Raw genomic sequence first — 13261 nt, 5'->3', positions numbered from 1 at the left:
TTTTTTTGAAAAGTATTTTATTTAAGAAACAAAATAAAAAATAGGTTAAAATTATTACCTGATAATAATTTTATTTCCTTTTTTAAATTTAGATAAACCACTATTTTTCTTTAAAAACAAACCCAAGCCCAATGGATTTTAACATTTTTTTACTAAATGGTGAAAAAAATACAGATTGACCAAAAAGCCAACCAAAAAACATTAACATAAAAGGGTAGAGGGGTAATACTAAAATGAATACTAAAAAATAATAGAAACTCCAATGCAAATTTTCTTTAGTTAAACCCAAAAACTGCATAAAATAAGCAGAAATTTTAGCTGATAAGGAACCATTTATAGCAAATACAATAAAAATAATAGCTAATTGATAATTAGATTTAATTCCCCAACGTTCTTTAAGTTTCTTCATCTATTTTTATTTTCACAAATATAATTAACGTATAGGAACTCTACCAAATAATTGTTGATTATTACTATTTTGAAAGTAAACAAGATAATTGTATATTAAATAATTTACTTCATAGCCATAACGGATATTAGGATCGTAATTTATTTGCATCTGATATAAATTTGGATTATACCTAAAAGATTCTAAAACTCGATTATTCCATTCTCTAATCCATAAACTATTTTTATTTTCAAGAAATGACAAACTATGATATCCTCTTGGAAAGGATCTACTTAGTAACCAATTACTAAAACCAGAGTCAATAATTATTACTTCATAATTAGTATCTTCATTCACGATTTTTACAGTATCTCCGCGAATTATCTTTGAATTTTCTTGCAAATTACTGGTGTTAAATTCACCAGATGATTTACAAGAATAAATCATAAAAATTAGTATCCAAAAAAATATTTTTTCCATTTTAAATTTTATGCAATTGTAATGATATAAACTATTAATTTTCAAAAAATTAAATAACCTTTTCTAAAATTATGAATTTAACTTATTAAATACTCATAATTTAATGTTATAATTTCTAAAATTTTATTAGATATTATGTTTAAAAGAATTTATACCTTCTTTATAAATGAACTATAATTTATATTATGTAAAATAGAAAATTTAAAGATTTCCTTTCACTTCTATAAAAAATGTTCTAATTTTACTTTTAATGAAATCATTAGATATTCTTTAACTTTGGCAAAGTCTTTGATATCGTAACAGTATCATTATTTTTGATAATTATAATTGTAATGCTCTAAAAATAAAACTTATACAAATCACATGAAAAACTCTATAGCTACAAATATTGCTAATTTTTTAAAAGATTTTAAACCATTTAATTTTTTATCTTTTGAGGATTTAGAGCAAATTGCTCGTTATATAAAAGTTATTCATTTAGATAAAAAACAAAAACTTTTTCAAATAAATGATCCTTTGCATGATAGTTTTTATGTTGTAAATTCAGGAGTTGTTCATTTAACAGTTGTATCAGATGCGGAAGAAACATTATTAAATAAATGCTATACAGGAGATATTTTTGGATTAAGACCTTTTTTTGCTAAAAATAATTATCAAATGACGGCTAAAGCAAATGAAGAAGCTATTTTATTTGCAATACCTATTGAACGAATCAGACCATTTGTCATACAAAATTCTCAAGTTTTAAATTTTTTATTAGAAAGTTTTGCCTTAAATTCAAATAATCCAACAGATCAAGATAAAAAACATTTGATTGCTGATAATATTCAACTTTCAGAATTTCAAAATGATTTTTCCTTTATACAAACACTAACCTATAACCACTCCCCTTTATTAGTTGAAAGACATCAAACCATTAGGGAAGTAGCGTTATTAATGGCTGATAAAATGCTAGATAACGCATTTATAATGGAAAATGATAAACTCATTGGAATTGTAACGGATTCTGATTTCAAATATAAAGTTGCTACAGGAAAAAATGCCATTCAATCGCATATTGATAAAATTATGACTTATCCTGTAATAACTGTTACTGAAAATGTTTCCTTATCCGAAGCCCAATTAGTAATGTTATCTCATAAAGTCCATCATTTATGTGTGACTGCAGATGGTACACCAAATACTCAAATTAAAGGAGTTATTACCCAACAAGATTTAGTACAAGCTCAAGCTAATTCTCCTGGAGTATTAATAAAAGAAGCTAAAAGAGCTAGTTCGTATTTAGAATTAAGAGCCGTTTATAGATCTATGGCATCTATGATGCAACAAGCTCTTACTAAAAATATACCATTGCAACATCTTTACAATGTAGCTGGTGAAATTGTATTAGCTATCATTAATAGATCCATCGAATTGGCTATTTTAGATTTAGGCTCCCCTCCTGTTCCTTTTGCTTTTTTGAGTATAGGAAGTCAAGGAAGAAAAGAACAGTTATTATTAACGGATCATGACAATATGCTAATTTATGCTGATGTAGATGTGCAACAGGCAAGAAATGTCCGATTTTACTTTAGTCAATTAGCTAAAAAAGTAGCAGAAACACTTGAAAAATTAGGTTATAAACACTGTGAATTTGGGAATTCTGTAACGAACGAAAAATGGTGTAAACCCTTAACCGAATGGATTATACAATACGAAAATTGGATTAAATCCCCTGGAGAGTTCACAAATGAACATTGTGCTATCTTTTTTGATTATGAATTTGTTTATGGAGATCAAAGTTTTGAAACAGTCATAATAGATACTATCTCTAAAATGAAAAACAAGGTATTGTTTTTAGATTATTTAGGAAATGATGCCCTTAAAAAACCTGCTCCTCTAAATTTTTTCAAAAAATTTAATGAAGAAGATAGCGGATTGCATCATGGAAAATTTAATATTAAAGAAAAAGCTATCAATCAAATGGTAGACATAGCTCGTTTACTATCTATACAATTTGAATTAAAAGGAATTAATAATACTTATTCTAGATATAAAGAATTAGCTATTAAAAACCCAGATAATGCTGAAGTTTATCGTCAAGCATCTGAAACTTTTTTATTAGTATCTAAATATAGAATTTTAGAAGGTTATAAAAATGATAATACGGGTGAATATATAGATGTAGAACATTTACCTAAAATAGAGAAAGAACGTTTAAAAGAATCGTTTTCTGTATTAAAAGATTTAGAAGAAATAGTAAAAGACACGTTTCAATTAACACAATTTTCATAAAAATGCTCGATTGGTTAAAACATTTAGGAAAAGAATATCCAGATTTTTGGAAACAATACTTAGTTCAGTTAGAAATACCTTCTGTACGAAAGGTAGCTTTGCATATTGAAACTACAGGATTAAATCCATCAAAAGATAAAATTATTTCAATAGGAGCTGTTGTCATTGAAAACAATCAAATTATAATTGAACAAAGCTTAGAAATTGAACTAGAAAAAGATAAAATTATTAATGCAAAAGAATTAACGTACGAAGAAGCACAAGCCATTGAAGCTTTTATTCATTTTATAGGCAATGCTACACTTATAGGGCATCGTATACATTATGATATTGAAATTTTAAATGAATATCTATCAAAATTACATAGTGGTCGTATAAAAAACAATTTATTAGATATAGAAGTTATGGAAACAAGAATTTTAGATTTAAGTTCTAAAATATTTTCATTAGAGGAATTGTTTTCTACCTATAAAATAAAAAAAACGGAAGTACTAACTTCGGGAAATTTAGCATTCAATATCGGTTTGTTGTTTTTAAAAATGAGAGGTAAGTTAAAGATTAGCTAAAAAAAAATTAGCAAGCTCTAGTTAAATTTCCACTAAAAAATACAACCTGTTTTTTCTATTTTAACAGGTTGTATTTTGGTTTCTTAAACTTTTTCGTTTTTAATTTCTTCAAGAACTTCTGGGTTTAATAACGTAGAAATATCTCCAAAATTTTCTAAATCACCAGAAGCTATTTTTCTTAAAATTCTACGCATAATTTTACCTGAACGGGTCTTAGGTAAACCACTAACAAATTGAATTTTGTCTAACTTAGCAATAGGTCCTACTTGATCCGAAATGATTTGATTTATTTCAATTTTTAAATTTTCACGATCCCGATGTTCTCCTGTTTCTTTTAAAATGACAAAACCATATAAAGCATTTCCTTTTATATCGTGAGGAAATCCTACTATAGCACTTTCTGCTACAGCTGGATGTTCATTAATAGAATCTTCAATGGGAGCTGTTCCTAGATTATGTCCTGAAACAATAATAACATCATCTACTCTACCTGTTATTCTATAATATCCCACTTCGTCACGTAATGCTCCATCACCAGTAAAGTATTTTCCAGGAAATTGAGAAAAATAAGTTTCTTTATATCGCTCATGATCTCCCCAAATAGTTCTGGCAATACTTGGCCAAGGAAATTTAATACATAAACTTCCTACAACTTGATTTCCTTCTATTTCATTTCTTAATTCATCCATTAAAACAGGTTGTACTCCTGGTAATGGCAAGGTGGCATAAGTAGGTTTAGTAGGAGTTACAAAAGGTATAGGTGCAATCATAATTCCACCTGTTTCTGTTTGCCACCATGTATCTACTAGTGGACAACGCTTCCCTCCTACATGGTCATTATACCAATGCCAAGCTTCTTCATTAATAGGTTCTCCTACTGAACCTATTACTTTTAATGATTTTAAAGGAAATTTCTGTACATAGTCTAAATTTTCTTTGGCTAAAGAACGAATGGCTGTAGGAGCTGTATAAAATTGTGTTATTTTATGTTTTTCGATTATTTGCCAATAACGTGAAAAATCGGGATATGACAATATCCCTTCACTGATTACGGTTGTTCCACCATTTAAAAGAGGTCCGTATAATGAATAAGAATGTCCTGTAATCCAACCTATATCTGCGGTACACCAAAATATATCTCCGTCATTATAATTAAAAACATTTTTAAATGTATAAGCTGTGTAAACCATGTATCCAGCTGTTGTATGTAACATCCCTTTTGGTTTTCCTGTAGAACCTGAAGTATATAAGATAAATAATGGATCTTCAGCATCCATTATTTCAGCCACACTAGTGTCTAAAGCATTGTCTAATAAAGGTTGTAACCAATGATCACGTCCTATTTTCATATCTATCTTTTCCTTGGTTCGCTCAACAACTAAAACGGTTTTAACACCGTGACAACGTTCTAGTGCCTCATCTACAATCCCTTTTAGATTGATTTTTTTATCACCTCTATAACCTCCATCAGATGTAATCACCATTTTTGCTTGACAATCATTTATACGAGCTTCCAAAGCACCTGCTGAAAAACCTGCAAAAATAACAGAATGAATAGCACCTATTCTTGCGCAAGCTAAAACGGCTATGGCTAATTCAGGTATCATGGGTAAATAAATACATACGCGATCTCCTTTTTCTATGCCTTGTTCTAACAAAACATTAGCCATTTTTGAAACTTTTTGATAAAGTTCGTTGTAACTTATCTTCTGTGCTTTTTCTTCGGGGTTATTAGGTTCAAAAATAATTGCTGTTTTGTCTCCACGTCTAGCCAAGTGGCGATCAATACAGTTTTTTGTTATATTAACTTTTGCATCAATGAACCATTTAAATTCTGCTTTTTGCATATCAAAATCAAAAACCTTATCCCATTTTTGATACCAGATAAAATTCTCATCGGCTATTTTATCCCAAAATTTTTTGGGTTCTCGTACCGATTTTTTATACATTTTAAAGTAGTTTTCTAAATCCTTTATGGTATAATAACTCATGATTTGCCTTTTTTATAAAATGGTTTATGACTCGTTAAAATTCTGAAAAGCGAAAATACCATATTTCTAATGAGTGAGCAATTTATAAATCATTAAATATTTACTAAAAAGTAAAAAAAATTCTACTTCTATTTTTTAATACATTTTCTTTTTTCTATTCTATCTAAAAGAATTAAATAAAATAGTATACAAGAAATATAAATTAAATTATTTTTGCAAACTTAGGATCATTTGAAATAGTAGAACTATTTTTTTATTACCTATGCTGTTTTTTTAAATAAAATAAAATGTTTTTTAATTCCTTAGAATTTGCGATTTTCCTACCTCTTGTTTTTTTACTCTATTGGTTTGTTTTTAATAGATCTAAAAAGGCACAAAATACCTTATTAATTATAGCTAGTTATTATTTTTATGCTTGTTGGGATTGGCATTTTTTGTTCTTATTAATTTTTTCAACGCTTTTAGATTATGTATCAGGTATAAAAATTGAAAGAAGTAATAACGAAAGAATTGCTCAATTTTGGTTTTGGTTAAGTGTTGGGATAAATTTAGGGTTTTTAGGAATTTTTAAATATTATAACTTTTTTGCACAATCATTTGCTGATTTATGCAATAAAATAGGATTTGAAGTACATCCTTATCTATTACAACTTGTATTGCCTGTTGGTATTTCTTTTTATACTTTTCATGGATTATCTTATGTAATTGACATTTATAAAAAAAGAATTAAAGCGGAATATAATTTTATTGATTATTCATTATTTGTTAGTTATTTTCCTTTATTAGTCGCTGGTCCTATTGAAAGAGCGACTCATTTATTACCTCAAGTAAAGGTTAAAAGAGAATTTAATTTTGAGAAAGCAAAAGAAGGAACCTACCAGATTATATGGGGGTTAGTAAAAAAAATAGTTGTTGCTGATTCTTGTGCATTGTATGCAAATGCTATTTTTGATCATTCGCATACAATGAATTCTTATTCATTAGTATTGGGTGCTATTTATTTTGCCTTTCAGATATATGGTGATTTTAGTGGTTATTCGGATATTGCATTAGGAACATCTAAATTATTTGGAATTGATTTACTAAAAAACTTTAATTATCCTTATTTTTCTAGAGATATTGCAGAGTTTTGGCGTCGTTGGCACATCTCTTTATCTTCTTGGTTTAGAGACTATTTATACATTCCTCTAGGAGGTAGTCAAGGAGGCAAATGGATGCAAGTTCGTAATACATTTATTATTTTTTTAGTCAGTGGATTTTGGCATGGAGCTAATTGGACCTTTATTATATGGGGACTTATAAATGCTATCTATTTTTTACCCCTTTTATTATTTAATAAAAACAGAACTAATCTAGGAACTATACATTTCCAGTGGAATGCTTCTGGAATTACAACCATATTTAATATAATAAGTACTTTTGCTCTTTCTACTTTGGCATGGATATTTTTTAGAGCAAAATCTATTACGGATGCTTATAATTATATTTACCAGTTATTTACTAATGGTGATTTTTCTATCCAATACCTAAATAATGAGCGTTATTCTTATGAATTAATGCCTTTGGTTGTGTCGTTTATTCTTTTTGAATGGTTTAATAAGGATAAAATTGAGCCTATTTCTGGAAGATTTGTTTATGTTAAATTATTTATATCTATTTTAGCTTTAATTGCTTTAGGTGTTTATTCTGATTATAAGGAGTTTATATATTTTCAATTCTAATGAAAAAATTCTTAAAACATAGTGTATTACTCTTATTTATTGTTTTAATAAGTAGTATTTTTCTGGATTTACTTTATACTTTTATTCTTAAATCTTCAGCTAAAAGGAATAAGATTGAATATGTATTACATACAAAACAAAAAGTGTATGATGTTATTATTATGGGGACCTCCCGTGCTAATAATCATTTTGTCCCCTCTCTTTTTAAAAAAAGAGGTTATAAAACATTTAATTTCGGAATGAGTGGTTCACATCTTTTTGAAACCAATTTAATGTTAAAAATAATGCTTCAACAAAATTTTAAAATTAAAAACTTATTATTAGAAGCAGATTTGAGCGTATGTAATGAAAAAAGAGACGAGGGAACAACAGCTCGTTTTATGCCCTATTTACATACTAATTCCATTATAAAAGATCATTTTAAATTTGAAAATGACTTTTTAGAACTTTATTATATTCCTTTTTATAGATACATAAAATTTGACGCTAAAATTGGTTTTAGAGAGGTAAACAAGTCCTTTCTTAAGAAAAAAACAAATTTATTAGATCATAATGGTTATTACCCTCTAAATGGAACTAATTGGAAAAGAATGAAAAATAATATTTCAGGATTAAAACCTATTCGTAATAGTTATTTAGATGATATTAAGAAAATTTGTAAAGAAAATAATATTCGATTAATTTTAGTAATGACTCCTATGTGTAAAAGCACTGAAGGAATGGATTATTTTGATAAGATAAATAAAATCTATCCTGAGATTTATAATTTTGAAAATGCGGTAACAGATGATCATTATTTTTCATCTTGTGGTCACTTGAATAACCAAGGAGCTATAAAATTTACTAAATATGTATTAGATCATATTTCTTTTTAATTATAGAGAAAAAGTTGTAATGTTTGAAAGCGAATTCTAATCTTTTAATAAAAACTGTATACTAAAACAAGGGCTCTCCTAAAAAGGAATAACTTAGGTTTCGTTTGTTCTTTTAAGGTTAATAAAAAATGTAATTATTAACATTATACAACTTAAACTTCCCGTTCACTCCGTTTGAGTTCTCCCCCCTTGGGGTCAACTAGAAAAGAGACTCAATGAAGTGAAATGAGAGGATTACCACCTTTTCGGACAGCCTCTTGTTTTTTAGTTTAATTTATAGTTTAGAATTACTAAGCATGAAAAACAAGTACTGGAATATGTACCCGATGTGTCATTTTTTGAGTTAATCTTTTAGTAAACAATTCCGTAAAAAAATCTCTTTTGTAAGTAACCATTCCTAATAAATCGATTTGATAATGGTTAATAAAATACTCAATAGCGTCTACCACGTTTTCGGATTTATTAAGTATAAAACTAACCTTTTCATTTTCAAATTCTTTTCTCCAAGAATTTATAATATCTTCTGATACTTCATTCTCTGAGTTTATAACGTGTAAACACTTAACAGACCATCCTAACTTATTTGCTAGATTTACTGTTTGTGCAAAAGGTTCTCTATCTTTTTCTCTAAATCTGGTAGTAAATCCTATAGTTTCTAATTCTTTGGTGTTACATCCTTCTGGTAATACTAAAGTTGGGACATTTGCGGTTAAGATGACTGAATCCGTATTAGTTCCCATAATTTTAGAAAACCAATCATCATCTCCTGAAGTTGCCATTATGATAAAATCTACTTTCTCTTCTTTTACACACTGATTGATACTTACACTCAATTCTCCCAAAACAATTTTATGATGGATCTCTACAGCTTCTAATCCTTTTGAGTAAGCTAATTCTTCCAATTTTTTATTGTTTTCTTTGAAAAGTTCAAATTCGTCTAAATCAACACTGGAATAAAGCATATTAGCACTTAGTACACCAGACTGTACATCTACTATAGGTAAACTGTAGGTATGTAATAAAAGTACTTTTGCTTGATTTTTTTTGGCTAATTCCAAAGCAAAAAGGCTCGCGTCATTAGCTGCATCTGAAAAATCAGTAGGGACTAAAATGGTTTTCATATATATAAGTTTTAGTTATGATAGTCTATCTATTTAAGAATATTTAGTTCTTTTTATTCGTACTCTAATTTAGGACTAAATAGTTATAAAAAAAATGATATTTATCATTTAATCACATTCTGAGTTTTTTCTTGTTGTTATCACTTTTTTATCAAAAATTCTTTACTAAGTTTTATAGTGGAATAGATATAAATAGAAAAGAGCTTAGATTAAAAACAATCTAAGCTCTTTTCTAAGAATTAATAATTTTATTATTTTTTAGTCCATTCCTTTATGCTTTCTTCATTCATCTTTATATAATCAAGATTATTTGCAGATTTTGCTCCCTCTAATGAATTTTTTGCTGTTTCTATAGCTCCTTTATAATCGCCTAACTTGGCTTGAATTTGTGACTTAAGGCGAGTGTACCAAAAAGGTTTTTTTTCATTCATTTCATAGGCTTTATTAACATAGACTAAGGCTTTATTGAGATCTCCATTTATATTGTAGTAATATTGTGAAGCGGCAAAATAATCTCCTGAAGTAGGTCCGTTTAATGTTTTATCAATAGAAGCAATAGCTGTTTTATTTGTTGGTACTTCAAAATGTAAGGATACAGCTGTCTTTTCCCATAAGAAATCAAGGTTGGCTCCGTTAAAATCTGTATTAGAAATTCCTATAGTAAATGTTTCTACTGATTTATGTAATATTTCAGTTTTAGCAGATGTTTTTAAAGCTACTTTTGCATCATCCCATTTTTCAGGAGTTCCCCAATTGTTGGTATCATTATAAAAATAAATTTCCCATTCTTCTGCTTTAGGCATTAGATATAAAGCATACTTTCCTTTTTTTAAGGTAGCCCCGTTAATTGTTACATCATCAGTAAAACTAATAGTTGTATTAGCATTTGCACCTGCACGCCATATCTTACCGAAAGGGACTAGGTCTCCAAAAACAATTCTTCCTTTTATACTGGGACGGGAATACTCAATTTCTACTTCTGTTAGACCAACAGTTTGTGTAAAAAGAGCTTTAGGACTTGCTTGCGGAACTTTTATTTGTCCTTGTGTAAGCAAAGAAGCTAAAAAAGTAGTAGCTGCTATTATAAATCGTATCATCTAAATAGTTTTTTCAAAGATAAGGTTCTGATTTTTAAAAAATTGTTAACAAAAGTATAAAATAATTTTCTGCCTTTAGAATCCTTTAATCAATATTCTTAGGTTTAGATTTCTTAAATGATCTCTTGTTTTTTATTTGTGAAATAAGTAGCAATAATATACCTGTTAGCATAAATAAAGAGATATAAACTAACATTTTATTTGCAAGAGGTAAATAAATATCAAAATAGGGTAATCCTCCTTGACTGAATAAAAAGAGTTGGTTAAAAATGATTCCTAAGGAAAATAAACCAATCCCTAATATACTCATTTTTTTTAAACATAATATTTGCTCTATAAATATGTTTGCTAATAAATATAAAGTAATTATGCATAAAAATACTAGATGTAAATATGCTATTACTATGGTTCTATTACTATATACAAAATGTTTTAATTCATTTATAAGTAAACCTATTGGTAAAACAAATTTCAAAGTAGTTGCTATAAGTATTATTAATAAAATTCTTTTTAAAATTAAAGGAAGTGTTTCGTATTGGTTTTTAAATTTAGTAATAAAGAGGTATTGCATTTTAAACCAAAAAAAGAGTTGGAGAAATGTAAATATAGCAGTTAATAGAAACACCCATTTAGGAACTTCAACCCAAAGTATGGAAAAGATATAGGTTATAATACAAGAAATAAAAAATAGATAAAAATAGTTTGTTAGCTTTTTTATAAGTTGTGCTTCCAAGGAGAGTTTTTTAATAAATAAACCAATTATTGTAAAAAGAAACCAACCATTGTACTGAAAATGTAAATAGAAATAAATAGAAAAATGATACATATTTTCATTAATGTTTTTTGTAGCTAACATATAAGCTAGAAAAAAAGTTCCTAAAGTAGAAATAAAATTAAAGAACAGGCCTCCTTTAATCCACATATTTGAAAGAGTATTTTTTTTGTTATCTTTTAAAAAAAAATACGTAAAAAAATAAGTTATAATTATAGACAAAGTTGATGCTATTATTGATATTAATCCGTAACCTTGAATGATAAATGAACCAAGCATTCCATAAGAACAAATTAAATTTACTAATAATAAAATATTATATTTCTTATATTTCTCTTGTTTGTGTAATGCCGCTAATAAGAAAAATAATGTTTGACTAATCCAACCTGAGAAAGCAAAATGTGAATGCGCGTGAAGTAGGTTTTTTTGTTGAAAAAAAGGAAATTCAAAAGCAATTTTATAGCGCATTAAAGTACCTAGAACTACAACTATTAATAAATTAAAAATAGAAATTAATGCCCAATTCTTATTTGTAATTTTCATTAAAAATAAATTTTATGATTAATAATTTCAATAATACCTGATCTTTTTAATTTTGAACAAGCACGTATTACGGTTTCTACTCTAAGTCCTGTAAAATTTGCAATTTCCTGACGAGTAAAGGGAATATGAATTTTTTCCTGTACGCTTTCAGGTTTTTGAATCATTAAAAAAGATATTATTTTTTGTTCTGTATTTTGATTTATTATATCCTTTGATGATTTAGCTTTACCTATAATTCTTTTAGACAAAATTTTAATAAATAACATCTGTAGCTCTGGTATTTCTTCTAACATCTTAAAAAAGTTCTTTTTAGAAAGTTTTAAAACGGTACTGTCCTTTATAGAAGCTGCTGTAGTTGGATAATTTTCATCAATAAATAAAGGAGGTTCCCCAAAACTTTGGCCACTTGAAAAGTATCCTTGTACAAACTCTTTTCCTTCTTCATTCCTATTAAACATTCGGATACTTCCGCTTATGATAAGGTAAAAAAATAAAGCCGATTCCCCTTCATTAAAAATTACTTCATTTTTTTTAACTATTTTTTCTACAGCGCCATACTTTATAAATAGATCATAATATTTTATCATACTATATTTCTTAGAACTATAATCAGCTTTTCTACTTCTTTGTTATTATATAATCCATCTCTTTACCTATTTTTTATATTCTAATTTAACCCTGATTACGCATTGGAAATTCATTACAGATAAAAATGACTTTAAATCTAAAAAAGTACTCTTTTCCCCCTCAATCTAACAAAACTAAAACTGTAAGGAAAAATTTCCATTCCTTTTTTATCAGAAAGGCTAACGCATAATCTGCGTTTAAACTTCTATACAGAATGATTAAGTCTAATAGAAAGGAAAGAATATTTAAGCCTTTAATAAGACAAAAATATCTTATTAAAAAATATCAGTTTATGACTTTTGTCATTATATCATTTAATATTTTAAAAAGGTATTGCCTATTTTAATTCCTGAAGCTAGTTCTTCTAGAGTAGTACTTTTAAAGATCGTTAATAAATTAGATTTTATATCTTTAAACTTATCATGAAATGGGCAAGGATGCTCTTCTGAACAATCTTTCAATCCAAGACCGCAGCCTTTTACTATAGAATCGCAATCTAAAGCTTCAATAATTTCTAGAAGTGTAATATTTTTTAGTTTACTTTTTTCTATATAAAATCCGCCACCACTGCCCTTTGATGATGAAACTATATCTTTATGCACCAGTTTTTGTAAGATTTTAGCAGTAAAAGCCATTGGAGAATCTATTTGATCTGCTATTTCTTTTTGGCTCATCTTTCTATTAATTACAGACTCAGAAGCGATAAAAATCGTTGCTCTAATTCCATATTCACAAGTTTTAGAAAACATTTTTTTATGTAAATTTATTCATAAAAAACCCAAATTTAGAAAATATTTATCATATCA

The 13261-nt window shown here is 27.4% G+C and carries 12 protein-coding genes; 4 read left to right on the top strand and 8 right to left on the bottom strand.

Features of this window, described 5'->3' with window-relative positions; all coding sequences use genetic code 11:
- Positions 1-100: 100 nt before the first annotated feature.
- On the bottom strand, positions 101-409 hold the full coding sequence (locus HUE53_RS12825; protein ID WP_014164566.1) for a DUF6787 family protein: 309 nt from the start codon (positions 407-409) through the stop codon (positions 101-103).
- Between the two features lie 24 nt (positions 410-433).
- A complete protein-coding gene (locus HUE53_RS12820) occupies positions 434-868 on the bottom strand; it encodes a DUF6146 family protein (RefSeq protein WP_065213622.1) in 435 nt (144 codons plus the stop codon).
- A gap of 363 nt (positions 869-1231) precedes the next feature.
- On the opposite strand from HUE53_RS12820, the gene HUE53_RS12815 reads away from it, so the two are divergent.
- Positions 1232-3142: a DUF294 nucleotidyltransferase-like domain-containing protein gene (locus HUE53_RS12815; RefSeq protein ID WP_192188561.1), complete on the top strand. Its 1911-nt coding sequence runs from the start codon at positions 1232-1234 to the stop codon at positions 3140-3142.
- Positions 3143-3144: 2 nt separating this feature from the next.
- Positions 3145-3708: an exonuclease domain-containing protein gene (locus HUE53_RS12810; RefSeq protein ID WP_014164563.1), complete on the top strand. Its 564-nt coding sequence runs from the start codon at positions 3145-3147 to the stop codon at positions 3706-3708.
- A gap of 83 nt (positions 3709-3791) precedes the next feature.
- Here the strand turns inward: HUE53_RS12810 and acs are convergent, their stop codons facing one another.
- The gene (gene acs / locus HUE53_RS12805) at positions 3792-5699 is read right to left on the bottom strand and encodes an acetate--CoA ligase (protein ID WP_014164562.1); all 1908 of its coding nucleotides are present in this window, start codon (positions 5697-5699) and stop codon (positions 3792-3794) included.
- A 287-nt stretch (positions 5700-5986) separates the two neighbouring features.
- Here acs and HUE53_RS12800 point away from each other — a divergent pair, with 287 nt between their 5' ends.
- Entirely contained in the window at positions 5987-7420 is a 1434-nt protein-coding gene (locus tag HUE53_RS12800) for an MBOAT family O-acyltransferase (RefSeq protein ID WP_014164561.1), read from the top strand.
- Positions 7420-8295 (top strand): hypothetical protein, encoded by an 876-nt coding sequence (locus tag HUE53_RS12795; RefSeq protein WP_192188560.1) that lies wholly within the window; start codon positions 7420-7422, stop codon positions 8293-8295. The genes HUE53_RS12800 and HUE53_RS12795 overlap by 1 nt, the downstream gene beginning before the upstream one ends.
- A 290-nt stretch (positions 8296-8585) precedes the next feature.
- On the opposite strand, the gene HUE53_RS12790 is transcribed toward HUE53_RS12795, so the two are convergent.
- The 5 genes from HUE53_RS12790 to HUE53_RS12770 all read right to left on the bottom strand — a co-directional run bounded on the left by HUE53_RS12790 (position 8586) and on the right by HUE53_RS12770 (position 13204).
- A complete protein-coding gene (locus tag HUE53_RS12790; protein ID WP_014164559.1) occupies positions 8586-9416 on the bottom strand; it encodes a universal stress protein in 831 nt (276 codons plus the stop codon).
- 251 nt (positions 9417-9667) lie between these two features.
- Positions 9668-10513, bottom strand: a complete 846-nt coding sequence (locus HUE53_RS12785) for a DUF2911 domain-containing protein (protein ID WP_077225289.1) — start codon at positions 10511-10513, stop codon at positions 9668-9670.
- A gap of 85 nt (positions 10514-10598) precedes the next feature.
- Positions 10599-11828, bottom strand: coding sequence for a hypothetical protein (locus HUE53_RS12780; protein WP_014164557.1), 1230 nt, complete (start codon positions 11826-11828; stop codon positions 10599-10601).
- Positions 11828-12415 (bottom strand): Crp/Fnr family transcriptional regulator, encoded by a 588-nt coding sequence (locus HUE53_RS12775; protein ID WP_014164556.1) that lies wholly within the window; start codon positions 12413-12415, stop codon positions 11828-11830. Before HUE53_RS12775 ends, HUE53_RS12780 begins: the two co-directional genes overlap by 1 nt.
- Positions 12416-12769: 354 nt before the next feature.
- Positions 12770-13204 carry an RrF2 family transcriptional regulator gene (locus HUE53_RS12770; RefSeq protein WP_014164555.1) on the bottom strand — a complete coding sequence of 145 codons (435 nt, stop codon included), beginning with the start codon at positions 13202-13204 and terminating at the stop codon, positions 12770-12772.
- Between the last annotated feature and the right edge of the window lie 57 nt (positions 13205-13261).

It is taken from the genome of Flavobacterium columnare, assembly GCF_014844295.1.
GTDB lineage: Bacteria > Bacteroidota > Bacteroidia > Flavobacteriales > Flavobacteriaceae > Flavobacterium > Flavobacterium columnare.
Note: the sequence above shows the minus strand (reverse complement) of the source record. Positions and strands in the feature narration are given on the sequence as shown.